Source organism: Anaeromyxobacter sp. SG64 (assembly GCF_022690745.1).
Taxonomy (GTDB): Bacteria; Myxococcota; Myxococcia; order Myxococcales; family Anaeromyxobacteraceae; genus Anaeromyxobacter; species Anaeromyxobacter soli.
This window is the reverse complement of record NZ_JALCZB010000008.1, coordinates 17,098-39,168: the sequence shown is the minus strand read 5'-3', so window position 1 is coordinate 39,168 and position 22,071 is coordinate 17,098. Positions and strand designations below refer to the sequence as shown.

Sequence of the window (22,071 nt, the reverse complement as noted above, 5' to 3'; positions counted from 1 at the left end):
AAGACTCGAACTTCGGCACGTGAGGCGCGGCTGGCATCGGGCCGGGGGCCGTCCGGCCCCACGCCGCGGCGCTCTCGCCCGGCACGGCCCCTCGGCGGCCGACGCCGGCGTGCCGCTCCGAGAGTGCGCGCTCCGCGGCGCCGTGCCACACCCGAGCCGACGAGCCCAGCCGGAGTGACCGGGCGTCCTGACGTCTACGATGGGGAGTGCCCAGCAGGATGAGCCGCCCGGCACGGGGTCGCGCGGAGAATTTCCCACCGATGGGGATCACTGCGCGGATACCCGGGCTGCGCGACTGGCAGGAGCAGGTGAAGTGCCAGGCGGGCTGCCCCGTCGCCACGGACGCAGGGCGCTACGTCCAGCTCGTCGCCGAGGGACGTTACGAGGAGGGTTACCTCGTCGCGCGCGCCCCGAATCCGTTCGCCTCCGTGTGCGGCCGCGTCTGCGCCGCGCCGTGCGAGGAGGCCTGCCGGCGCGGGAGCGTGGACGCGCCGATCACCATCCGCGCGCTCAAGCGGACCGTCTGCGAGCGTCACGGCGTCGAGTCGATGCACCCCGAGACGCAGAACCGCCTCCGGACCGAGCCGATGCGGGAGGGGAATCGCTACGCCGGGCACCTGCCGGTCGAGCGCGTCGAGGCCCCGCCCGCCCGGCGGCGGCCGAAGGTCGCGGTGATCGGTGCGGGCGCGGCGGGGCTGTCCGCAGCGCACGACCTCGCCCTGCTCGACTACGAGGTCACGGTCTACGAGGCCTCGCCCGAGCCGGGCGGGATGATGCGCTACGGGATCCCGGAGTACCGGCTCCCGCGCAGCCTGATCCAGGCGGAGATCGACGCGATCCTCTCGCTCGGCGTCACGCTCCGGCTGGAGACGCCGCTCACGCCGGAGCGCGGCCTCGCGGCGCTCCGCGCCGAGGGGTTCGAGGCAGTCTTCCTCGCGGTCGGCGTGCAGAAGGGGCGCGAGCTCCAGCTGCCGGGCGTGGAGCTCGACGGGGTCGTGAAGGCCATCGACTACCTCCTCAACGCCAACCAGGGATACCGGCTCGACCTGGGCCGCCGGGTGGTCGTGATCGGCGGCGGGTTCGTGGCGTTCGACGCCGCCCGCACCGCGCTGCGCGTGAGCCGCGAGGAGGAGCTGAAGGCCCTCTCGGACGAGGCCGGCGGCGAGGCGGACGCGCGCCTCAAGGAGGCGCTCGACTCCGCGCGCGAGGCGCTGCGCGGCGGCGCGACGGAGGTCACGATCGTCTCCCTCGAGGCGTTCGAGGAGATGCCCGTCCTGCGCACCACGCAGGGCCACGAGGAGTTCGAGGAGGCGCAGCGCGAAGGCGTCCGCTTCCTGCCGCGGCGCGGCCCCAGGCAATTCCTCGGCGAGGGCGGCAAGCTGCGCGCGGTCGAGCTGCGCAAGGTCCTGTCGGTGTTCGACGAGGCGGGACGGTTCGCGCCGCGCTACGACGACGCGGACACGACGACCCTCCCGGCCGACGGCTGCATCCTCGCCATCGGGCAGCGCGCGGACCTCTCGTTCCTCCACCCGGAGGACGGCGTCGAGCTCACGCCGGGCGGCACGATCCGCGTGGACCCCGGCACGCTCGCCACCTCCGCGCCGGGGGTGTTCGCCGGCGGCGACGTCGCGTTCGGGCCCCGGAACCTCATCGAGGGCATCGCGAACGGCAAGCGCGCGGCGCGGTCCATCCACCGGTACCTCGCCGGGGAGCGCGCCCGGCTCGAGACGCGGCTCGACGTCGAGAAGATCCCGACCCGCGACTACCGCATGATCGCCGGGTTCGAGCTGCTCGATCGGATGCCGCCCCCCACGCTGCCGGTGGACCGGCGCACCGGGATCGCCGAGGTCGAGGTCGGGTTCTCGGAGCTCCAGGCTCGGCAGCAAGGGGCGCGCTGCCTCGTCTGCCACGTCCAGACCATCTACGACCCGGAGAAGTGCGTCCTCTGCAACCGCTGCGTGGACGTCTGCCCCGAGTACTGCCTCGCGCTCGTCCCGCTCGACGAGGTGGAGCTGCCCGAGGGGGAGCGCGCCGAGGTGGTGGCGCGCGCCACGGCCGGCGGGCTGCCGCTCTCCGCCATGCTGAAGGACGACACCGCCTGCATCCGCTGCGGGCTCTGCGCCATCCGCTGCCCGACGGACGCGATGACGATGGAGCGCTTCACCTTCACGGAGCGCTGGACCGCGGCGGCCGCGCCGGAGGGGACGCCATGACCTCGGATCGCAGGGAGTTCCTGAAGAAGCTCGGGATCGGCGTGGGGCTCGCCTCCGTCGCCGGTCAGGGGCTCGCGTCGCTCCGCTCGCTCGTCCCGAACGTCTCCTACGACGCGCCCACGGTCGTGAAGCTCGGGATCCCCGCCGAGTTCCCGGAGGGGATGAAGTTCCTGCCGGAGCAGCGGCTGTTCGTGTTCCGCGAGGGCAATGTCTTCCACGCGATCTCGGCCGTGTGCACCCACCTCGGCTGCACCGTCCGCGCGGAGGCGCTCTCCTCCCCGGTGGTGAAGAAGGTCGGCGGCACCGAGCTCCGCCTCACGCACCGGTTCCTCTGCCCGTGCCACGGCTCGCAGTACACGGGCGACGGCCAGAACGTCGCCGGACCGGCGCCGCGGCCGCTCGAGTGGTGGGCGCTCTCGATCGCGCCCGACGACGGGCAGCTCGTCGTGGACCTCGCGAAGCCGGTGGAGCGCAGCTTCCGCCTCACGACCGCCTGAGGAGGCGCCATGGCCGTCCTGCCGACCGTCCCGCCGGAAGCGCCCCGCACCGCGCCGGGCGTCCACCTCCGCCGCCTGTGGAGCGTGCGCCCCGCCTCCGATCGCGAGGCGGGCGACGCGATCGTCGCGAACTTCATCCTCCACTGGTTCCCGGCGCGCTCGCTCAAGGAGTCGATGGAGTGGCGCTACTCGCTCTGGCTCGGGACCATCTCGACCGCGCTCCTCGCCCTCCTCGTCGCGTCCGGGATCCCGCTCCTGTTCCTGCACATCCCGTCCGTCGAGCGGGCCTACGGGTCCGTGAAGGACATCGAGAACGTCGTCACGTTCGGCTCGTGGATGCGCGCGGTGCACCGGCTCGGCGCGCACCTCATGGTGGCGACCGTCTTCCTGCACCTCGTGCGGGTCTTCCTCACCGGCGCCTACAAGAACGGCGTCGGCCGCGGCCAGAACCGTGAGTGGAACTGGGTCATCGGCGTCGTGATGTTCCTCGTGACGCTGTTCCTGTCGTTCACGGGGTACCTGCTCCCGTGGGACCAGCTCGCCTACTGGGCGGTCACGGTCGGCACCAACATCGCCTCGGCGGTGCCGCTCGTCGGGGCGCAGATGCGAGAGCTGCTCCTCGGCGGCCGCGCCATCGACCAGCCGACGCTCACGCGCTTCCACGTCCTGCACGTGATCGTGCTCCCCGGCGTGCTCGGGGTGCTGTTCGCCTACCACATGTGGCGCATCCGCAAGGACGGCGGGCTCGCGCGCGCCGATCACGCGACGCGGCTGCCCGCGCCCGCCGAGGTGCCGGCGGAGCGCACCCGCACCAAGACGTACTCGCTCCTCGGCGTCGCGCGCGGGCAGGGACCGCTCATCCGCGCCTCGTCCGTCGAGCGGCCGGAGACCACGGTCAGCTCGGTCCCGGAGCTCACCCGCCGCGTCGCCCTCGTCATGCTCGGCACCGTCGCGGTGATCTCGATCCTGGCGGTGTTCGTCCCGTCGCCGCTCGAGGAGCCGGCGAACCCCCTCGTGACCCCCAACCCGGCGAAGGCCCCCTGGTACTTCCTCTGGCTGCAGGAGATCGTCACCGACACGACGATCCGCATCGGCTCCTTCACCGTGAACGGGGCGCTCGTCGGCGGCGTCATCCTGCCCGGCCTGCTCGTCGCGCTCCTCGTCGTCTGGCCGTGGCTCGATCGCAGCCCGGCCGCGGCGGCGGGGCGGTGGTTCCCCCGGAGCCGCCGCACCCAGAACGCCGTCTTCCTCGTGATCGTCGCCATCGTCCTCCTCCTCACCATCGTCGGCACGTTCTCGCGCGGCCCCTACTGGCACCTCTACTGGCCGTGGCAGGCCTGGCCCGAGATGCCGACCCGGTTCTGACCATGGAACCCGTGACGCCATCGCCGTTCGCATCCCGTGACCGGCTCCTGTTCGCGATCGTCGGCGTCCTGCTCGTCGTCTCGACGATCCTGTTCGTGTGGAGTGACCGCGCGAAGGACTGGCGCTGGTACCAGGCCGAGTTCCGCGGGCGCGTCGCCGAGAAGTTCGGCGAGGAGAAGGCGCGGGGGGTGCACGACGGCCTCGTGCAGATCTGGGTGCCCGAGCTGCGCCGCGCGGACCGCTGCATCACCTGCCACCAGGCCGGGCCGTGGAAGGGGTTCGAGGCCGCGGAGGAGCCGTTCCGCACGCACCCGCCGGAGATCCTCCGGAGCCACCCGGTCGAGCGGTTCGGCTGCACCGCCTGCCACGGCGGCCAGGGGTACTCGATCGACGCCGACGAGGCGCACGGCCCTGCGCCGCACTGGGAGGAGCCGGTGCTCGGGCCGTACCTCGGCGAGGCGTACTCGCTCGCCTGGGAGGACAAGGGCACGCTCATCCAGATCAACTGCAACCTCTGCCACCGCTTCGAGCGCGAGACGAAGGGGGCCGACGCGGTGAACCTCGCGAAGAAGCTCGTGCGCGACAAGGGCTGCCGGGCATGCCACGTCGTGAACGGCCGCGGCGGCACCATCGGCCCCGACCTGACCTACGTCGGGGACAAGGCGCCCGAGCAGTACGACTACTCGCGCCTCCTCGGCCAGAAGACGGCGTTCGCCTGGCACGTCGCGCACCTGAAGGAGCCGAAGGCGATCGTCCCGGAGACGGTGATGCCGAACTTCGGGTTCTCGACCCGCGAGGTGCAGGCGCTCGCCATGCTCGTCACCTCCTGGCAGCGCACGTCGCTGCCGACGTCCTTCGCCCCGGGCGCGCCGCGGAGCGAGCCGCAGACGCAGCAGGAGGTGGCGGAGGAGGAGCGGATGCGCACCGGGCCGGGCGCCTGGTTCGTGAAGACCGGATGCTTCGTCTGCCACAGCATCTCCTCGCTCGGCGTGAAGAGCCCCGCGCAGATCGGGCCGGACCTGTCGATCGCCGTCGAGGACGTGCAGAAGCGCTTCGGCCGCACCCTCGACGACTTCCTCGCGGCGCCGACCGGCACGATGGCGGTGGTGCTCTCCCGGCAGATCATCCTCACGCCGGAGGAGAAGAAGGTCGCGATCGCGAAGCTCCGCGAGGCGTTCGCCGCCTGGCAGAAGGAGCGCGCGAAGGGCGCGGAGCCCGCCGCGAAGCCCACGGAGCCGGGCGTCGAGCCCGCTAACATCAGGAGGACGCCATGACGGTGCAAGGAAGCAGGCGCTTCGCGATGGCGGCGGCCGCGCTCGCGATGATCTCGATCGCGGGCTGCGCGCCGTCGAAGCCGAAGGGAGGACGCCGCGCCCCGGCAGGCGCATCGGACACCGCGGTGGCCGCGCAGAAGACGTACATCGCCCCGGGCGATCTCGACGAGTACTACATGTTCTCGTCGGGTGGTCACTCCGGCCAGGTGTTCGTGTACGGGCTGCCCTCGATGCGGCACCTCGGCACCATCCCCGTGTTCACCCCCTACCCCGGCACGGGCTACGGGTTCGACGACGACACGCGGAAGATGCTCGGCGAGTACACCTGGGGTGACGCTCACCACCCGGGGCTCTCGGAGACGAAGGGCGACTACGACGGCCGCTGGCTCTTCATCAACGACATGAACGGGCGGGTCGCGCGCATCGACCTGCGCGACTTCAAGACGAAGCAGATCCTCGGCCCCATCCCGAACGTCTCGGGCAACCACGGCTCGTCCTTCGTCACGCCGAACACCGAGTACGCGATGATGTCCTCGCGCTTCTCGGTGCCGATCCCGCTCGGCACCTACGCGCCCATCGAGAAGTACGCCACCGACTACAAGGGCGTCGTCGTCGGCGTGAAGATCGATCCCAAGTCGGGCGAGATGTCGCTCGGGTGGGAGATCGTGACCCCGCCGTTCGACTGGGACCTGGGCGACGCCGGCAAGGGCGTGTCCGACGGGTGGATGTTCTTCACCTGCTACAACTCCGAGCGGGGCACGGGGAAGCTCGAGGTGACCGCCTCGCAGCGCGACCGCGACTACATCGCCGCGGTGGACTGGCGGCTCGCCGAGAAGTCCGTCGCCGCAGGCAAGGGCAAGATGATCGGCGGCGTGCGCGTGCTCGACCCGCGCGAGATCCCCGGCCTCATCTACCTCATGCCCTGCGGGAAGTCGCCGCACGGCGTGGACGTCTCTCCCGACGGCAAGTGGATCGTCGGCTCGGGCAAGCTCCAGGGCGTCACCACCGCGTTCAACTTCGAGAAGGTGCAGACCGCGATCCGGAACAAGGACTTCGCCGGCGACGAGGACGGGATCCCGGTGCTCAAGTACGAGTCGATCAAGGACGCGGAGGTGCCGGTGGGACTCGGCCCGCTGCACACCCAGTTCGGCACGGACGGCTACGCGTACACCTCGCTGTTCGTCGACAGCGCGATCGCGAAGTGGAAGCTCGGGACCTGGGAGGTCGTCGACAAGATCCCGGTCTCGTACTCGGTCGGCCACCTCGCAGCCGCCGAGGGCGACACGGTGAGCCCGGACGGCAAGTACGTCGTGTCCCTGAACAAGCTCTCCCACGGGCGGCACCTGTCGCTCGGGCCGTCTCAGCCCGAGTCGTCGCAGCTCATCGACATCACCGAGGAGAAGATGAAGCTGCTCTACGACGCCTTCACCGAGCCCGAGCCGCACTACGCGCAGATCATCAAGGCGGACAAGGTGAAGCCGATCGAGGTCTACCCGAAGGAGGAGAACCACCACCCCCTCGCGACCTGGGACGTGAAGGAGGCGGGCCTGAAGCGCGAGGGCGACAAGGTGATCGTGCGCACCGTGGTGGTCCGCTCCACCATCACGCCGACGAGCGTGGAGGTGAACCAGGGCGACACCGTCACCTTCGCCATCACCAACATCGAGCAGACGACGGACGAGCTGCACGGGTTCGGGCTGCTCGGGTACAACCGCAACCTCGTCCTCGATCCCGGCGAGACGAAGACGGTCACCATCAAGGCCGACAAGCCGGGCGTGTTCCCCTACTACTGCACGAACTTCTGCTCCGCGCTCCACCAGGAGATGCAGGGTTATCTCATCGTGAAGCCACGCGCGGGCGGCGACGACAAGGGCCGCAAGCGCGACAACGGCCACGACTGACGGCGGAGGGCGCGTGATGCGATCGGAACGGGCGATGTCGCCGCCGGCCGGGCGGCTGCGCGGCTACATCGTGAGGAGCCACCGGGTGCTGGACTCGCCGATCAGCGCTGCGCCGCGGGCGCTCCTCGTGCTCGCGGCGGTGCTGCTCGTCGTGGCGCTCACGCAGCCGCTGTGGGACATGACGATGTTCGCGCCGCAGTACCAGGACGGCCTGCGGCTGCACATCTACGCCTCGCAGCTCGTGGGTGGCAACGGCGGCCAGGACCTGAAGGAGATCAACCTCCTCAACCACTACATCGGCATGCACGACCTCGCGCAGGAGAGCTTCAAGGAGTTCCTGTGGATGCCGTTCGTCTTCGGCGCCCTCGCGCTCCTGCTCCTCCGCGCCGCCGTGTTCGGGACCGTCGGGAACGTGCTCGACGTGACGGTCCTGTCCATGTACGTCGGCGCGTTCTCCCTGTGGTCGTTCGCAAAGACGATGTGGGCGTACGGCCACGAGCTCGCGCCGACCGCGCCCGTGAAGGTCCCGCCGTTCATGCCGCCGGTGTTCGGCTCGAAGCAGCTCGCGAACTTCGAGGTGTACTCGTACCCCGGCGTCGGGACCTGGGCGATCATCGTCGCCGCGGTCGCGATGGCGGTCGCGCTCGCCGTCGCCGTCCGGGGCGCGCGGCGCGAGCTCGCCGCCGAGCCCGCATGACCGCGGCCGGGCTCCTCGCCGCCCTCATCGCGGCGCAGGCCGGGGGCGACATGCCGAGCGTCGCGCCGGGGCAGCTCGAGGGCCGGCCGCCCCCCGGCGAGGCCTCGCCGCTCCAGGCGCGCGTCGACGCAGCGCCCGCGGGCGCGACCGTCGAGGTCGGGCCGGGGACGTACGACGGCGACCTCGTCATCGACCGCCCGCTGCGGCTCGTCGGGCGCGGGCGGCCGCTCCTGCGCGGCTCCGGCAAGGGGAGCGTGGTCCGGATCCGGGCGGCCGGCGTGACGGTGGCCGGGTTCGACGTGGACGGGCGCGGCGGCGGCGACCTCGGCCGCGACAGCTCCGGCGTGCACGTCTCCGCGCCGGGAGCCGTGGTGCGCGACAACCGGATCGCGAACGCGCTCTTCGGCGTGTACCTGCGGGAGGCGCCCGGCGCGCGCGTCGAGGCGAACGTGGTGCGCGGCATCCGCGGGAAGGATCCGGGCGAGAAGGGCTCGGGCATCCACGTCTGGAACACGGACGGGTTCACGCTCGCGGGGAACGACATCGCCGACTGCCGCGACGGGCTCTACATCCAGTCCTCGCCGCACGGCACGATCCTCCGCAACTCCGTCCGCGACCTGCGCTACGCGATCCACTTCATGTACTCGGACGACAACGTCTTCGAGGACAACCTCTTCGAGCGCTCGGACGCCGGCGGCGTGCTCATGTACTCGCGGCGGCTCGTCTTCCGGCGGAACCGCTTCCTCCACAATCGCGGCTTCGCCTCGGTCGGCCTCCTCCTGAAGGCCTGCGACGACTCGCTCGCCGAGGACAACCTGCTCGCGGACAACGCGCGCGGCGTCTTCCTCGAGGGCTCCTACCGCAACCTCCTGCGCAGGAACGTCGTCGCCGAGTCGGACACCGCCCTCGTGGTGTACGACTCGTGCGGCGAGAACCGGATCGAGGGGAACGCGTTCATCGCGAACCTGACCTCCCTCACGCTCGTGGGCCGCCGGACGGACACGGTCCTCGACGGCAACTACTGGTCGGACAACGACGAGCCCGACCTCGACGGCGACGGTGTCTCCGATCGGCCGTTCGTGCTCGGGAGCCTGTTCGATCACCTGCGCGGCAACCTCACCGCCGCCGATCTGCTCGCCCAGAGCCTCGCCGCCGCGGCGCTGGGGGTCGCCGAGCGGGCGTTCCCCGTGCTCGCGCCGTCCGAGGTCGCCGACCGGCGGCCCCTCGCGCGCCCGCCTTCGCTCCCCGCCGTACCCCGCCCCTCGCCGCGCCCGCGGAGGCCCGATCCGCTCGGGCTCGCGGGCTCGCTCGCGGCGCTCGCCGCCGGCGGGGCGCTGCTCGCCGGCGCGCGACCTCGGCGGCACGTGGAGGCGCCGTGATCCGCTTCGACGCCTTCGGCAAGCGCTACGGCCGGCATCGCGCGGTCTCGCGCGTCGACCTCGCGGTGACCCGCGGCGAGGTCGTGGCGCTCCTCGGCCCGAACGGCTCCGGGAAGAGCACGTGCCTCAAGGCCGCGGCGGGGCTCGTAAGGCCGACCGACGGCCGCGTGGAGATCGGCGAGCCGCTCCGCTCCGCGGCGCTGCCCGAGGCCCGGCGGGGCGTCTCGTTCCTGCCGCAGAAGGTGGCGTTCCCCGAGGCGCTCACCGGGCGCGAGGTGGTCGAGTTCTACCGCCGGTTGCGGGGCGCCGCCCGCGGGCGCACCGAGGCCGCGCTCGGGCTGGCCGCGCTCGAGGGCGCGGCGGACCGTCCGGTCGGGACCTACTCGGGCGGCATGGTCCAGCGGCTCGGGCTCGCCGTGGTGGCGCTGGCCGACGCGCCCATCCTCCTGCTCGACGAGCCCACCTCCTCCCTCGACCGCGCCGGCCTCGCCGCCGCCCACGCGCTCGCCGATCGCGGCCGCAGCGAGGGACGCGCGGTGCTCTTCAGCACGCACCAGCTCGCCGACGTCGAGCGTCTCGCGGACCGCGTCGCCGTGCTCGTGGACGGGGCGCTCGTCGGGAACCTCGATCGCGCCGAGCTCGCGGAGCGTCTCGCCCGGCGCGGGGTCCTGCGCCTGCGCGTCGCGCGCGCGCCGGCCGCGCTCCCGGCCGAGCTCGAGCGGCTGGCACCCGGCGCCGAGCTCCACGGAGACGAGATCGTGGTGATCGGGCCCGCCGCGGTCCGCGCCGCCGCGCTGGAGGCGGTGCGCGCGAGCGGCGCCGAGCTGCGCGGCCTCTCCTCGGAGGAGGGGCGGCTCGACCTCCTCTACGACGAGCTCGTCGGCGCCGCCGGGCGCTCCGGAACGGAGGTGCGGGCATGACGTCTTCCCTATCGCGCGCGCTCGGCGCGCTGGCGCTCCTCGCCGCGCTCGCCTGCCGGACCCGGTCGCCCGCGCCGGCGCCCCTCGACACCCGGAACGACGCCTGCGCTTTCTGCCGGATGGCCGTCTCGGATCGCCACTTCGCCGCGCAGCTCGTGGCGCCGGGCGAGGAGCCGCTGTTCTTCGACGACCTCGGCTGCCTCGCCCGCCACCTGGCCGCGTCCCGCCCCCACGCGGGCGCGGTGGCCTGGGTCGCCGATCACCGGACCGGCGAGTGGGTCCGGACGGCGCGCGCCACGTACACGCGGAATCCCAGGCTCGAGACGCCGATGGGCTCGCACCTCGTCGCGCACGCGGACGCCGCCTCCCGCGACGCGGATCCCGCCGCGCGCGGCGGCGTCCCGGCGACCGCCGCGGAGATCTTCGGCCCCGCGGGGCCACCGGACGGCAGATGAGCGCACCGACCCGGCTGGCCGCCCTCTCCCTCGTCGCGCGCCAGGAGATCGCGCTCGCGGTCCGCTCGCGCTGGACGGCGATCTTCGCGGGCGTGTTCGCGCTGCTCGCCGTGGGCGTGGCGGCGAGCGGCTACGTCCTCTCGGGCGGCAGCGGCTTCGAGGACTTCGCGCGCACCAGCGTGTCGCTCGTCCAGCTCGTCGTCCTGGTGGTGCCGCTCGCGGCGCTCGTGATGGGCGTGCTCGCCGTCGCGCCGGAGCGCGGCACCGCCGAGCTCCTCTTCTCGCAGCCCATCGGGCGCGGCGTCGTCCTGCTCGGGCAGCTCGCGGGCCTCTTCGTCGCCCTCTCGGCCGCCGAGCTCATCGGGTTCGGCGCGGCGGGGCTCGTCGTGTTCCTGAACGCCGGGGAGGAGGGCGCGGGCGCGTACTTCCTCCTCGTGCTCGGGGCCGTCCTGCTCACCGCGGTCTTCCTCGCGATCGCGGCGCTCGTCGGCGCCGGCGCGGTGGGGCGCAAGCGGACGCGGGCGCTCGCGCTCGCCCTCGTGGTCTGGTTCGCCGCGACGGTGCTCGTCGACGTGGCCGCGCTCGGCGTCGCGACGCTGCTCCGCTCCACGGCCGCGTCGCGCCTCCTCGTGGCCTCGGTCGTCGTGAACCCCGCGAGCGCGATCCGGGTCGGATCGCTCCTCGCCGTCCAGGGCACCGCCGCGTTCGGCGCAGCGTCCCTCGCGCTCCTGCGGCTCACCGGCGGACCGGTGGGCGCGGCGCTCCTCCTCTGCGCCTCGGTCCTCGCGTGGATCGCCCTGCCCATCGTGGCGGCGGTTCATCGGCTCCGGCGGATCGACCTGTGAGGTGGGCGCGCGTGCGCGGCCCTACTCTCTCCCCCGCACGCGAGGTGTCTCGTGTCGAGGGTCCCGCGCTCTCCGCATTCGGGATTCGTCACATTTTCGGCAGCTGACCGACGGAGCCGCTCCGGACGGACCAGCGGCGCACCGCGCGATCCGGTTGGGCATCGACGGGTCGGCCCGGCGCGGTCCGAGAACGCTTCCGTTCGGAGCACTCGGGCGGCAAGAGCGGTGACCGACACGGGGCCGACGTGGGTCGGGTTCGGAAGGGGAGGTTCGGCTAGCTCCGTGAACGGCCCGCAGAATCACGGCGCCCACATGCCCAGCTGCATCCCGGGATACAGCGATGCCACGCCAGCGCGCGAGAGCGGCGTCGGCCGTGCGTTTGCGTCGCGGCGGAAGCGATCCATGTGCTCGCGCCCGAAGGTGTTCTCTGCGTGAAGAAGATTATGGGGTCGGCAGGCGAGCCGAAGATTATCGATCGTCGTCGGCCCACCGAGGGCGGCGGGTTGGATGTGGTCGAGCTCGAGCTTCCAGCGACTGTTGCAGCGGCAGCCGTCCGAGCCCACCCAGGCGCACCGCCCGCCGTCGCGCTTCCACACCGCGCGGCGCACTATCGCCGGGATCGTGGACCTCGCCGTCGGCGGCTTCGCCGCATGCTCCTTCGCGCCCTAGGCCTCGTCCTTCGTCTTGCGCTCGGGCCGACCGCGCCCTTCCTCTTGCCGTGCTTCTCGATGGCGCAGCGGATCGCCTCGTGGAGCACCGCAGCGAGATCGCCGTCCGGGACCTTGTGCGAAAGGAGCGATCGGAGCGTCTCGAGGTCCTCCTTGCAGGCGCGATCGAGCGTGACGCGGAGCGACCAGTGGCTCTCCGACACGGCGAGCGTCTCGGCCCTTCGCTTCGGCTTCACGAAAGTGGGTGGGGGCGCCGGGAGCGGACCGGTGTCGAGGGGCGAATCGAGGGTCGGCTTCGCAGGGCCGGGCGCGGTCGCCGTCTCGGCCCGCTCGGCTTCTGGGAGCTGCAGCGGGGCGCTCACCGCGGCGGGCGCTCGCTCGGCCAGCTTGCGGAGGCCTGCGCGCGGCGCGGTGCGCGCCTGGATGGAGGCGACGAGGTGCTCGACCTCGGCCCGGGTCCGGAAGGCTGCGCGAGCTAGGAGGTCGCCCACGTTCTCCTCGGTGAGCACCTGGCCGAGGAGCGCCACGGTGGACAAGCACAGGCGCCCATCGCGCAGCGGAGCCTCGAGATTCGGGAAGCGGCGCAGCACGCGCATCGCCTGGATACGCCGGCCGGCGGCGCCCTCGCGCAGGTGGAGGGCCTCCAAACAGTAGGCCCACAGGGACGCATGACCCGCCGCGACGAAGGCTCGGCGCCGATCGAATTCGTCGAGGTGCAGGAGGAAGTCGACCTGGACGTTTCGTTCCTCTCCGGCGAGCTCGCGCAGGCGGAGGGCGAGGACGTTAGAGTCGAGTGAAGCAGGGGCGAGCGCAGACATGAGGTGCACCTCCAGTACACCCTTCGTAGCACGCGATTTTCGGAGCTCCGGAGACGCTCCAGGCTCGCGCCTGCGCGGCGTTCTTCGGCGCATCCTCGTCGATGCCTTTCGGCGATCGCCACGCGTGACACGCGCGAGGCGCGTGCGCGAGAGCGGCATTTTCGCGCCGGCCCGTATGCTCGAGCGCGCTCGTGGCGAGAGGGCGTCAATGGGAAATGTTTCACCCACCGCAACTGGGACGCCCGCGCTCTGGGCGAGCGAATTGCCCGACGTAGCGAACTATCGCTGGCGATAGCTGTTACTTAAGGTGAACCGCGGCGACCTTTCGCGACGCTCGGGTCCGTGCGCAGGCGCGAGCTGTGGATGCGCGTCGTTCGCATGCGCTCGCGCGAATTCACGCCTGCGCCGAGCCCAGCCGGTTCCACGCCCACGACGAGACGTCCGCCTGGCTCGCCGCCTTCGCCGCCTTCATCGGGTCGCCGCTCAGAGCGCGTGCGCCGACTTCGTCGATGCCTGAATCCGCCATGCGCGCGAAGACGTCGGTCGAAACACCCACCGCTCGGCTTCGATGAATGGCGGACTCTCCGCCGGGGGCGCCCCCCTCGCGCCTGTGCCGCGGCGTCTCCTCCGGCCTAGAGCCTCCCGAGACCTCGGCTCGCGCCCGGAGGGGCGGCCGCCGCTCGGCAAGGGAGAGACCGCATGGCAGCCCAGGCGAACGCGCTCCTCGCGCGGCTCGGCTTCGAGCACCCCATCATCCAGGCGCCGCTCGGAGGCATCCCCACGACCACCCTCGTGGCGGAGGTCTCGGAGGCCGGCGCGCTCGGGAGCCTCGGCGCGGCGTACCTCTCGCCGGAGCAGCTCGAGGACGCGATCGGCGAGATCCGCTCGCGGACGTCCAGGCCCTTCGCGGTGAACCTGTTCGCCGGCGGGTGGGACGCGAAAGCCGCGGGCGACGCGCGGCGGATGCTCGAGCTCCTCGCGGGCGTCCACGGGCGCCTCGGCCTCCCCCCGCCCACGGTCCCCGCGCTCCCCGCGGACACGTTCGAGGCGCAGCTCGCGGTGGTGCTCGACGCGCGCCCCGCGGCGTTCAGCTTCACGTTCGGCGTCCCGTCCGCGGAGGTCCTCGGGCGTCTCCGGGAGCGCGACGTCTTCACCATGGGGACCGCCACCACGGTGGAGGAGGCGCGGCTGCTCGAGCGGGCCGGCGTGGACGCCGTCGTCGCGCAGGGGGCCGAGGCCGGCGGCCATCGGGGCACCTTCGCCGGGCCGTTCGAGGCGGCGCTCGTCCCCACCGCGCGGCTCGTGGCCGAGAGCGTCTCCGCCGTGCGCGTCCCGGTGATCGCCTCGGGCGGCCTCATGGACGGGCGCGACGTCGCGGCGATGCTGCGCCTCGGCGCCGCCGCGGCGCAGCTCGGCACCGCGTTCCTCGTGACGCCGGAGTGCGGCGCGTCGGCCGCCTACAAGCGGGCGATCCTCGCCGCGCGCGCCGACACGACCGCGCTCACGCGCGCGTTCTCGGGGCGGCCGGCGCGCGGGCTCGAGAATGCCTTCATGCGCCTCGTCGACGCAGAGCCGGGCGCGATCCTCCCCTACCCGCTCCAGAACGCCCTCACCCGTCCGATGCGCGCCGCGGCGGCGCAGCAGGGCGACCCGGAGCACCTGTCGCTCTGGGCCGGGCAGGGCGTCGCGCGGGCGCGCGCGCTGCCCGCGCGCGAGCTCGTCCGGCGCCTGGTCGAGGAGCTCGGGGCGTGAGGGCGTCGGACGCTCGCGCGGGCCGGCGCGAGGCGTGCCTGCGGGCGAGTCGGGGCACCCGCGGTCCCGGTTCGTGCTAAGCCGGGCTCCGATGCTCCCCGAGATCCTGAACGCCCTGCGCTGCCCGCTCTGCGCGGGGCCGCTCGCCGAGGTCGCCGCCGGGAGCGGCCGCGCGCTGCGCTGCCCCGCCGGGCACAGCTTCGACCTCGCCCGGCAGGGCTACGTGAGCCTCGACACCGGCAGCCGCCCGCACGCAGGCGACTCGGGCGAGATGATCGCCGCCCGCGCGGCGTTCCTCGCCGCGGGACACTACGCGTTCGTGACGGACGCGCTCGTCGCGGCGGCGCGCGAGGCGTGGTCCGGCGGCGCCGGGCCCGCGCGGCTCGTGGTGGACGCGGGCGCGGGCACTGGGCACCACCTCGCGGCGGTGCTCGACGCCCTCCCCGAGGCCGCGGGGCTCGCGCTCGACGTCTCGAAGCCGGCGCTCCGCCGCGCGGCGCGCGCCCACCCCCGGGCCGCGGCCGCGCTGTGCGACACGTGGCGCGGTTTGCCCGTCGCGGACGGCGCGGCGCGGCTCGTCCTCGACGTCTTCGCGCCGCGCAACGGTCCCGAGTTCCGGCGCGTGCTCGGCGAGGGCGGCGCGCTCGTCGTCGTCACGCCCGCGCCCGAGCACCTCGCCGCGCTCGTGGACGCGCTCGGGCTCCTCGCGGTGGACCCCGAGAAGGCCGAGCGCGTCGAGGCGAGCCTGGGGGAGCGCTTCGTGCTCCAGGGCGAGGTGCTCGCCTCGCGCGAGCTCGCCCTCGAGCATGCGGAGGTGCGGACGCTCGTCGGCATGGGCCCGAGCGCGTGGCACGCCGACGCCGCCGCGCTCGCCGCCCGGATCGCCGCGCTGCCGGAGCCGGTGCGGGTCCGCGCGGCCGTCCGCGTCGGGACCTACCGGCCCCGGTGACGTTGCCCCTCCAGCGCTCGCCCCGCGCGCCCTCGCCGCGCCGCCGTGCGTGGCGGCGCTCGTGAGGCGGCGCGCTCCTTGTCGCGCCGGCTCAGGGCACCAGATTTCCCCGGGGGGAGATCTCGTGAGCTCGATGACCGCTGTCGCGAAGGACGCTGCGTTCGTCCCGGTGCGCGCCACGCTCGGCGCGACGATGCTGTACCACGGCCTGCAGAAGCTGCGAGGTGAGGGTCCGAAGCAGACCGGGGAGATGTTCGAGGGGCTCGGGATCAAGCCGGGGGTCACCTGGGCGACGCTCACCGGCGTCGCGGAGGTGTTCGGCGGCGCGACCGCGATCCTCGGGATCGGCACCCGCCTCGGCGCGCTCGCGATCCTCGCCACGCAGGCGGTCGCCGTCGCGAAGGTGCACGCGCCGAAGGGCTTCTCCAACGTGAACGGGGGGTTCGAGTTCAACCTCGCGCTCATGGGGATCGCCGCCGCGCTGCTCACCGCCGGCCCCGGTCGCTTCTCGACCCACGAGCTCGTCGAGCGGAGCGTCGCGCGCAGCTGGCGGGGATGGGCCCTCGCCCCGCGGCGCCAGTCCCGCGCCCTCGGCTTCGTGAAGCTACTGAAGTAGCGCGGCGCGCTGAGCGCGCCGGATCAGGCGGGCGCGCGCCCGCACAGCGCCGCATTCGCGGCGATCCCGACGCCGACCGAGGCGGCGCAGACCGCCACCACCGCGCCCCAGCCCCCGGCCTGCCAGGCGAGCCCGGGGAGCGCCGAGCCGAGCGTCCCGCCCGCGTAGTAGAAGGCGAGGTAGAGCGCGCTGGCGCCGCCCTTGGAGGTCCGCGCCGAGGCGTTCACGAACGCGGGCACGACCGCCTGGGCGGTGAACGTCCCGAGCACGAGCACCACGAGCCCCATCACCACGAGCGGCAGGGGCCCCGCGAGCACGAGCACCATCCCGAGCGCCTCGCCCGCCAGGCCGAGGCCGATGAGGCGCCGGGGCGGCACGCGGCCGGAGAGCCTGCCCGCGAGCGGCGACGCGACGACGCCCGCGGCGTACACGACGTACACGCTCGAGACCGCCGCGGTGGAGAGCCCGTACGGCGGGGCGGACAGGTGGTACGGCAGGTAGGTGAAGATCCCGATCCAGCCGAAGAAGAGCGAGAGGCCGACGAGGTAGGCCCCGACGAGGCGCGGATCGCGGAGGTGCCGCAGCATCCCGGCGTACGCCGCGACGATCCCGCGCCCGGCGACGCGCGCGCCCGGCACGAGCCCGCGAGCGAGCACCGCCGCGGCGGCGAGGGTGAGCGCCGCGAACGCCACGAACGCGGCACGCCAGCCGAGGTGGGCGGCGATGGCGCCCGACCCGACGCGCCCGACGAGCCCGCCCACGACCGACGCGGCGATGATGCCGCCCACGACCCGTCCGAGCTCCGCGGGGGAGAACCGGTCGCCCGCGTAGGCCACCGAGACCGCGGTCATGCCGGGCACGAACGCGCCCTGCAGCGCGCGCAGGCCGACGAGCGCGCCGAACGACGGCGCCGCGGCGCAGGCGAGCGTCGCGAGCGAGAGGAGCGCCGTCGCGCTCGCCATGACGCGCCGCCGCCCGAGCGCGTCGGAGAGCGGACCGTACACGCTCGAGGCGGCGGCGACGGCGAGGACGACCGCCGAGACGGTGAGCCCCGCGCGCGCCGGACCCACGCCGAACTCCCGCGAGAGCAGCGGGAGGATCGGCTGGGTCACGTACATGTCCGAGTAGGCCGCCACCGTCCCGACGTACAGCGCCACGCGCTCGCGATCCATCGCGCGCACGATACCGCAGGCGCGGTCCGGTCGGCCCGGACCGCTCGTCGCCTCCGGCGCCGGGTTCCACTCGGTTCCAACGACTCCGCGCGGCGCTAGTATCGCGTGCGGGGCGCGTGTGAAGCCCCGAACCCGGTGCGAGCCGAGGTCCGCGTCGGCAGGGAGCGGTAGGCTCGAGGTTCTCCCCTAGACGCCGAGGCCAGATGACCCGCTCCCCCGCCACGCTCCCGCTCCTCGCCCTCGCCGGCGCGCTCGCCGTCGGGCCGTCGCCGGCCGCGGCCTGGTCCACGCAGGGCCACCGCGTCGCGGCGGCCGTCGCGGAGGAGCGGCTCACGCCCGCGGCGCGGCGGCTCGTGCGAGAGCTCCTCGGCGCGACGCCCATGTCCGACGCGCGCGTCGCCGGATGGGCCGACGCCCAGCGCGAGCCCGCCACGCGGCCCTGGCACTACGTGAACATCCCTCCCGGCGCCGCCGGCTACGTGCGCGAGCGCGACTGTCCGGGGGACGCCTGCATCGTCGCCGCGATGGAGCGCGCCGTCGCAGAGCTCCGCGACGGAGACTCGGCCGTCCGGAGGGCGGACGCGTTCCGCTGGCTCGTCCACCTCGCCGCGGACGTGCACCAGCCGTTGCACGCGGACGGTCGCGATCGCGGCGGCACCGAGCTCGAGACCCGCACGCGCGGCGGGAAGAGGCCGCGCAGCCTGCACCGGGTGTGGGACGAGGACGTGCTCCGACCCATCCTGTACCGCCGCGGCGCGGTGGCGGCGGGGCGCGCCCTCGCGCGCGAGGTCCGCGGCCCGGAGGCGGCGCGCGCGGCGGCCGAGCCGTCGCCCGCCGCGTGGGCGAACGAGTCGCATGCGCTCGCGCGGGCGCTGTACGCGGAGCTCGAGCCGCTCCCACGAGAGGGCCGCAGCCTCGTGCTGCCGGACGCGTACCCGGACCGGCAGCGGGCGCGGGCGGAGGCGCAGCTCCAGAAGGCCGGGGTGCGGCTCGCGGCGCTGCTCGATCGGATCGCGCTCGCGCGGGAGGCTCGCGCCGGGCGGAGGTGAGGGTCGCCCTACCCGAGCCACTGCGGGTTCTGCGTCGTCCCGTCGTACTCCTCGGTCGTCTTGTAGAGCTCGTTCGCGCCGTCCTGCCCCGCCGCGGCGGAGCGGGCGAGCAGCGCGTTCATGCGATCCACGGCGAGCGGCTGGAAGCCCCGCGCGACGCGCAGCGCCTGCTCGACACGCTCGACGGTATCGCAGCCGGTGACGACCACGCTCGCGGGGAGACTCATCGCGTAGCCGAGGCACTCCTCCGCCGAGGCGATCCCCTGCTTCACGATGCGGGCGTCCGCCATCGGCTTCATGCCGATGACGCCGATGTCCTTCTCGAGGAGCACCGGGAGGACGTTCTTCTCGAAGCTGTCGTGGTGCGCGTCGAGGACGTTGAGGGGCAGCTGCACCGTGTCGAACCGGAAGCCGTGCGCGTCGGCCTCGCGCAGCATCTCGAGGTGCCAGCGAGGCGACTTGTGCCCGGTGAAGCCGATGTAGCGGAGCTTGCCGGCCTGCCGGGCGGCGACGAGCGCCTCGATGGCGCCACCCGCCGCGAAGCAGCGCGCGGGATCGGTGGGGCGGATGACCTCGTGGATCTGCATGAGGTCCAGGTGGTCCGTGCGCAGGCGCTGGAGCGACTCGTCGATCTGCCGCGCCGCCGTCGCCGCGTCGCGGCCGTCGATCTTCGACATGAGGAAGACCTTCTCGCGGTAACCGCCCTGCAGCGCCTTCCCCATCCGCCGCTCGCTCTCGCCGTCGTTGTAGTCCCAGCAGTTGTCGAGGAAGGTGATGCCGCCGTCCACCGCGGTGCGGACGATGCGGAGGCTCTCCTCCTCCGTCGCCTGCATCCCCATGTGGAAGCCGCCCAGCCCGACGAGCGAGACCGCCACGCCCGTGCGCCCGAGCTTCCGCTGCGGGAGCGGCGACCCGCCGGCCGCCGGGACGGCGTCATGCGTCCCGCCCTGTGCCGACCGACCGCCGCACGCGGCGAGCGGCGCGAGGGTCATGGCCGCGGACAGCTCCAGGAACTCTCGACGCGTCATGGTGGCGTCCCCCTCCCCGAACGATGGGCGCGACGGAGACGCGGCGGGAGGGCGGACGTCCCGCCCGCGCGGAGCCGCCGCCCGAGCCTGGCGAGCGCTCGCGCGCCCCAAACGCCGCGGCTCGCGCCCGTGCGCGCGGGCGGCTCCCCGCCTCGCCGCCGGACGCAGCGCCCCACCCTTCACCTACGGTGTCTACCCCGTTCGCCCCGGACCCGCTGCGAACCCGTTCAAGTGGGTGGCCTGGGTCTCGCCGCGCACAGAACGGAGAGTGAACCGAGGGCCCGCGGCATCCCACGGTCGAGGGACGCGCGCTGGCGGGAGAGGCGACGGGGCGCGCGAAGCGACCACGCGCCACGACATGAATGCGCGTTCACCGGAGCGGCGCCGACCGGGAGAGGGTCGCGCGCGCACCGTCGGCTGGGCTCGCCGTCAGCGACGGCGGCGCAGGCGGCCGGCGCGGGCAGGCACCGTCACGCGCGCAGGCAGCCGTGCCGGCCCGGACGGGCGGGTCAGCTTGGCGAGTGCAGCGACCAGCACGGCGAGCGAGACGGCGATCAGCACGGCGAGGAACGTGGCCACGAACACCTCCGGAGAGACCGAGGTGTCGAACCGCCGGCGCACAGCCGCAATTCCTTGCGTCGAGAACGACGCTTCCGGGCCACGGGGAGACGGGCGAGCGCTCGCCGCGCTGGGACGCGACGGAGGTCCGTCAGCCGTGCGTGTGCGGCGCGACGTGCGCCGCGAGCCGCCGATCGGCGTCGTTCATGTGCGCCGCGAGGGCGGTCCGGAGGTCGAGCGCCGCGGTCGTGGCGAGCTGCTCGTCCCCGCTCGCGAACGCGCGCTGCAGCTCGCGCATCTGCTCGAGGAACGCGCCGTGCTCGCCCGCGTGGGCGTCGCGCTCGGGAAACGCGCTGCCCTCCATGAGCAGCTCCTCGCTGCCGAAGTGCGCCACGCTGTAAGCGAGGAGCTGATCGGCGAGGCGCCGCGCCATCCACGGGCGGCCCTGCTCGAGGGAGTCCACGAACGCGCTCACCAGCCCGATCTGCAGGTGGTGGTCGTGATCCATCGCCTCGTGCCCGACCTCGAGCCGGTCGTTCCAGGTGTGCGTCTCTTTCATGGCTCCTCCACGTGCCGGTCCGCGATCCGGGCACTCCCATTGCCGGCGGGCGAGCAGGCCTCAACGCCCGCCGGGGGGTCAGTGGACCGGCGGCGGGGCGCCGGAGGTCTCGCCGTAAGCCGGCGCGGCCGCCTCCGCGGGCGCGCCGCGCTCGAGCGCGGCGCGATCCCAGCCTCCGAGCTCCGCCCCGGCCTCGTAGGTGGTCTCGAGGAATTCCCGGAGCCGCGCGTCCGGATCGGCGTCGGCGCAGACCGCCGCGTAGGGCAGCAGGAACTCGTGCAGCCCCTGGTCGTAGCGGGCCTCGCGCGGACGGACGGGCGCGGAGGCGAAGCCCGGCGGCTCCGGCGCCGCGTACGCGTAGAACGCCGCGTCCTCGAACCCGCCACCGCCCGGCCAGAAGCCGAACGACATCACCTCGTGCGAGTAGGCCTCGCGCGTGATCCAGTCCGCGCCGGGACGCTCCGGCGCGCGCCGGCCGGAGAAGAGCGTGACCGCGAGGTCGAAGCTCCCCCAGAAGAAGTGCACCGGGCTCGCCTTGCCGAGGAAGCGCGCGCGGAAGTCGCACAGGACCCGGGTCGTCGCGAGGAGCACGCGCCAGAAGCGCTGCGCAAACTCCGGATCGTACGAGGCGTGGAGGTCGTCCTTGTCGAACGGGACGGGGTCGGGCACCTCCACCGGCATCGTGCGGATGGGCACGTCGATGGCGAGGTCGCGGAGCATCCCCATGAGCCGCGCGTGGAAGCGCGACACCGGCTGCGCCACGAGCGGCATCGCGCCGAAGGTCCCGTCGCTCGTCGCGACCTCGAGCTGGTGGTCGAGGAGATCGAGCGAGATCTCGAAGCCGGTCGCGCCGTGGAACATGAGCGAGGTCGTGAGCCCGCGCGCCGTCGGATAGAGCGGCACGTTCCACCAGTGGTTCACGAGCGGCGTGGACGCGAGGCGCACCTTGCCGATGACCTGCGTCCACATGTGCAGCGTCGCGCGCGTGTCGCTCCAGCGCGACAGCGGCAGCTCCGGCCACGCGATCCGGTCTCGCATGCTCCCCCCCTCACGCCCGCGGCGCTCGTGTCTCTCAAGCTGCGCAGCCGAGGAAGGCCCGCGCCAGCGCCAGGTGGAGCGGGCTGGACCGAGCGGCCGAGCGGGCGAAAGCCGCCGTAAGCCGGTAAGCGCTGCGCCCATCGCTCACGATCGTCCGCATTTATCGGAACGACCGCGTACCCGGGGGAGGGGCCCCACGCGCAGCGTGGGGAGGGGGCAGCGCCCCCTCCCGGCGGGGAGCCGTCGCGGGGGGGGGGGGGGGGGGGGGGGCCGGCCCCCCCCCCCCCCCCGCCCGGCGGGGGGGGGCGGCGGGGGGGG

Annotated in this window: 22 protein-coding genes; 14 read left to right on the top strand and 8 right to left on the bottom strand. The window is 73.7% G+C overall.

Translation table 11 applies throughout. From position 1 onward, the window contains the following. Positions 1-260: 260 nt before the first annotated feature. The 10 genes from MNZ29_RS04180 to MNZ29_RS04135 are packed head-to-tail and all read left to right on the top strand — an operon-like array spanning position 261 to position 11,546. Positions 261-2,213, top strand: coding sequence for an FAD-dependent oxidoreductase (locus MNZ29_RS04180; RefSeq protein ID WP_242334685.1), 1,953 nt, complete (start codon positions 261-263; stop codon positions 2,211-2,213). Then, positions 2,210-2,710: a ubiquinol-cytochrome c reductase iron-sulfur subunit gene (locus MNZ29_RS04175; RefSeq protein WP_242334688.1), complete on the top strand. Its 501-nt coding sequence runs from the start codon at positions 2,210-2,212 to the stop codon at positions 2,708-2,710. Before MNZ29_RS04180 ends, MNZ29_RS04175 begins: the two co-directional genes overlap by 4 nt. A gap of 9 nt (positions 2,711-2,719) precedes the next feature. After that, positions 2,720-4,075, top strand: a complete 1,356-nt coding sequence (locus MNZ29_RS04170; protein ID WP_242334691.1) for a cytochrome bc complex cytochrome b subunit — start codon at positions 2,720-2,722, stop codon at positions 4,073-4,075. Positions 4,076-4,077: 2 nt separating this feature from the next. Further along, entirely contained in the window at positions 4,078-5,349 is a 1,272-nt protein-coding gene (locus MNZ29_RS04165) for a cytochrome c family protein (RefSeq protein WP_242334694.1), read from the top strand. After that, complete coding sequence (nosZ, locus tag MNZ29_RS04160; RefSeq protein WP_242334697.1) at positions 5,346-7,250, top strand: Sec-dependent nitrous-oxide reductase; 1,905 nt, start codon at positions 5,346-5,348, stop codon at positions 7,248-7,250. Before MNZ29_RS04165 ends, nosZ begins: the two co-directional genes overlap by 4 nt. A gap of 34 nt (positions 7,251-7,284) precedes the next feature. Then, entirely contained in the window at positions 7,285-7,947 is a 663-nt protein-coding gene (locus tag MNZ29_RS04155) for a hypothetical protein (RefSeq protein ID WP_242353013.1), read from the top strand. Then, complete coding sequence (nosD, locus tag MNZ29_RS04150; RefSeq protein ID WP_242334704.1) at positions 7,944-9,326, top strand: nitrous oxide reductase family maturation protein NosD; 1,383 nt, start codon at positions 7,944-7,946, stop codon at positions 9,324-9,326. The genes MNZ29_RS04155 and nosD overlap by 4 nt, the downstream gene beginning before the upstream one ends. Beyond that, positions 9,323-10,246, top strand: coding sequence for an ABC transporter ATP-binding protein (locus tag MNZ29_RS04145; protein ID WP_242334707.1), 924 nt, complete (start codon positions 9,323-9,325; stop codon positions 10,244-10,246). Before nosD ends, MNZ29_RS04145 begins: the two co-directional genes overlap by 4 nt. After that, positions 10,243-10,701: a nitrous oxide reductase accessory protein NosL gene (locus MNZ29_RS04140; RefSeq protein ID WP_242334710.1), complete on the top strand. Its 459-nt coding sequence runs from the start codon at positions 10,243-10,245 to the stop codon at positions 10,699-10,701. Before MNZ29_RS04145 ends, MNZ29_RS04140 begins: the two co-directional genes overlap by 4 nt. Then, positions 10,698-11,546 (top strand): ABC transporter permease, encoded by an 849-nt coding sequence (locus MNZ29_RS04135; protein ID WP_242334714.1) that lies wholly within the window; start codon positions 10,698-10,700, stop codon positions 11,544-11,546. Before MNZ29_RS04140 ends, MNZ29_RS04135 begins: the two co-directional genes overlap by 4 nt. Positions 11,547-11,845: 299 nt before the next feature. Here the strand turns inward: MNZ29_RS04135 and MNZ29_RS24835 are convergent, their stop codons facing one another. The 3 genes from MNZ29_RS24835 to MNZ29_RS04125 all read right to left on the bottom strand — a co-directional run bounded on the left by MNZ29_RS24835 (position 11,846) and on the right by MNZ29_RS04125 (position 13,588). Further along, positions 11,846-12,142: an HNH endonuclease signature motif containing protein gene (locus MNZ29_RS24835; RefSeq protein WP_308197044.1), complete on the bottom strand. Its 297-nt coding sequence runs from the start codon at positions 12,140-12,142 to the stop codon at positions 11,846-11,848. An 11-nt stretch (positions 12,143-12,153) separates the two neighbouring features. Beyond that, on the bottom strand, positions 12,154-13,032 hold the full coding sequence (locus MNZ29_RS04130) for an HNH endonuclease (RefSeq protein ID WP_308197043.1): 879 nt from the start codon (positions 13,030-13,032) through the stop codon (positions 12,154-12,156). Positions 13,033-13,426: 394 nt separating this feature from the next. Continuing rightward, entirely contained in the window at positions 13,427-13,588 is a 162-nt protein-coding gene (locus MNZ29_RS04125) for a hypothetical protein (protein ID WP_242334720.1), read from the bottom strand. A gap of 143 nt (positions 13,589-13,731) precedes the next feature. On the opposite strand from MNZ29_RS04125, the gene MNZ29_RS04120 reads away from it, so the two are divergent. The 3 genes from MNZ29_RS04120 (at position 13,732) to MNZ29_RS04110 (ending at position 16,349) form a co-directional block, all read left to right on the top strand. Beyond that, positions 13,732-14,784, top strand: coding sequence for a nitronate monooxygenase family protein (locus tag MNZ29_RS04120; RefSeq protein WP_242334723.1), 1,053 nt, complete (start codon positions 13,732-13,734; stop codon positions 14,782-14,784). 91 nt (positions 14,785-14,875) lie between these two features. After that, positions 14,876-15,733: a putative RNA methyltransferase gene (locus MNZ29_RS04115; protein ID WP_242334726.1), complete on the top strand. Its 858-nt coding sequence runs from the start codon at positions 14,876-14,878 to the stop codon at positions 15,731-15,733. Between the two features lie 133 nt (positions 15,734-15,866). Beyond that, positions 15,867-16,349 (top strand): DoxX family protein, encoded by a 483-nt coding sequence (locus tag MNZ29_RS04110; protein ID WP_242334791.1) that lies wholly within the window; start codon positions 15,867-15,869, stop codon positions 16,347-16,349. Positions 16,350-16,372: 23 nt separating this feature from the next. On the opposite strand, the gene MNZ29_RS04105 is transcribed toward MNZ29_RS04110, so the two are convergent. Next, the gene (locus MNZ29_RS04105) at positions 16,373-17,521 is read right to left on the bottom strand and encodes an MFS transporter (RefSeq protein ID WP_242334729.1); all 1,149 of its coding nucleotides are present in this window, start codon (positions 17,519-17,521) and stop codon (positions 16,373-16,375) included. Positions 17,522-17,724: 203 nt separating this feature from the next. Between MNZ29_RS04105 and MNZ29_RS04100 the strand changes: the two genes are divergently transcribed. Beyond that, complete coding sequence (locus tag MNZ29_RS04100) at positions 17,725-18,570, top strand: S1/P1 nuclease (protein ID WP_242334732.1); 846 nt, start codon at positions 17,725-17,727, stop codon at positions 18,568-18,570. An 8-nt stretch (positions 18,571-18,578) separates the two neighbouring features. On the opposite strand, the gene MNZ29_RS04095 is transcribed toward MNZ29_RS04100, so the two are convergent. From MNZ29_RS04095 to MNZ29_RS04080, 4 genes are all read right to left on the bottom strand, one after another. Further along, the gene (locus tag MNZ29_RS04095; RefSeq protein WP_242334735.1) at positions 18,579-19,598 is read right to left on the bottom strand and encodes an aldo/keto reductase; all 1,020 of its coding nucleotides are present in this window, start codon (positions 19,596-19,598) and stop codon (positions 18,579-18,581) included. Between the two features lie 429 nt (positions 19,599-20,027). Further along, the gene (locus MNZ29_RS04090) at positions 20,028-20,177 is read right to left on the bottom strand and encodes a hypothetical protein (protein ID WP_242334739.1); all 150 of its coding nucleotides are present in this window, start codon (positions 20,175-20,177) and stop codon (positions 20,028-20,030) included. A gap of 130 nt (positions 20,178-20,307) precedes the next feature. Then, positions 20,308-20,715 (bottom strand): bacteriohemerythrin, encoded by a 408-nt coding sequence (locus MNZ29_RS04085; protein WP_242334742.1) that lies wholly within the window; start codon positions 20,713-20,715, stop codon positions 20,308-20,310. Positions 20,716-20,793: 78 nt separating this feature from the next. Further along, the gene (locus MNZ29_RS04080; protein ID WP_242334746.1) at positions 20,794-21,753 is read right to left on the bottom strand and encodes a DUF5996 family protein; all 960 of its coding nucleotides are present in this window, start codon (positions 21,751-21,753) and stop codon (positions 20,794-20,796) included. Positions 21,754-22,071: the final 318 nt, after the last annotated feature.

Excerpts from the sequence above, each read along its gene's own strand:
- MNZ29_RS04180 (WP_242334685.1), top strand. The coding sequence starts at position 261 with ATGGGGATCACTGCGCGGATACCCGGGCTGCGCGACTGGCAGGAGCAG.
- MNZ29_RS04165 (WP_242334694.1), top strand. The coding sequence starts at position 4,078 with ATGGAACCCGTGACGCCATCGCCGTTCGCATCCCGTGACCGGCTCCTG.
- MNZ29_RS04110 (WP_242334791.1), top strand. The coding sequence starts at position 15,867 with ATGACCGCTGTCGCGAAGGACGCTGCGTTCGTCCCGGTGCGCGCCACG.
- MNZ29_RS04130 (WP_308197043.1), bottom strand. The coding sequence starts at position 13,032 with ATGTCTGCGCTCGCCCCTGCTTCACTCGACTCTAACGTCCTCGCCCTC.
- MNZ29_RS04120 (WP_242334723.1), top strand. The coding sequence starts at position 13,732 with ATGGCAGCCCAGGCGAACGCGCTCCTCGCGCGGCTCGGCTTCGAGCAC.
- MNZ29_RS04080 (WP_242334746.1), bottom strand. The coding sequence starts at position 21,753 with ATGCGAGACCGGATCGCGTGGCCGGAGCTGCCGCTGTCGCGCTGGAGC.
- MNZ29_RS04155 (WP_242353013.1), top strand. The coding sequence starts at position 7,285 with ATGTCGCCGCCGGCCGGGCGGCTGCGCGGCTACATCGTGAGGAGCCAC.
- MNZ29_RS04100 (WP_242334732.1), top strand. The coding sequence starts at position 17,725 with ATGACCCGCTCCCCCGCCACGCTCCCGCTCCTCGCCCTCGCCGGCGCG.
- MNZ29_RS04085 (WP_242334742.1), bottom strand. The coding sequence starts at position 20,715 with ATGAAAGAGACGCACACCTGGAACGACCGGCTCGAGGTCGGGCACGAG.
- MNZ29_RS04140 (WP_242334710.1), top strand. The coding sequence starts at position 10,243 with ATGACGTCTTCCCTATCGCGCGCGCTCGGCGCGCTGGCGCTCCTCGCC.
- MNZ29_RS04115 (WP_242334726.1), top strand. The coding sequence starts at position 14,876 with ATGCTCCCCGAGATCCTGAACGCCCTGCGCTGCCCGCTCTGCGCGGGG.
- MNZ29_RS04105 (WP_242334729.1), bottom strand. The coding sequence starts at position 17,521 with ATGGATCGCGAGCGCGTGGCGCTGTACGTCGGGACGGTGGCGGCCTAC.
- MNZ29_RS04095 (WP_242334735.1), bottom strand. The coding sequence starts at position 19,598 with ATGACGCGTCGAGAGTTCCTGGAGCTGTCCGCGGCCATGACCCTCGCG.
- MNZ29_RS04135 (WP_242334714.1), top strand. The coding sequence starts at position 10,698 with ATGAGCGCACCGACCCGGCTGGCCGCCCTCTCCCTCGTCGCGCGCCAG.
- MNZ29_RS04170 (WP_242334691.1), top strand. The coding sequence starts at position 2,720 with ATGGCCGTCCTGCCGACCGTCCCGCCGGAAGCGCCCCGCACCGCGCCG.
- nosD (WP_242334704.1), top strand. The coding sequence starts at position 7,944 with ATGACCGCGGCCGGGCTCCTCGCCGCCCTCATCGCGGCGCAGGCCGGG.
- nosZ (WP_242334697.1), top strand. The coding sequence starts at position 5,346 with ATGACGGTGCAAGGAAGCAGGCGCTTCGCGATGGCGGCGGCCGCGCTC.
- MNZ29_RS04175 (WP_242334688.1), top strand. The coding sequence starts at position 2,210 with ATGACCTCGGATCGCAGGGAGTTCCTGAAGAAGCTCGGGATCGGCGTG.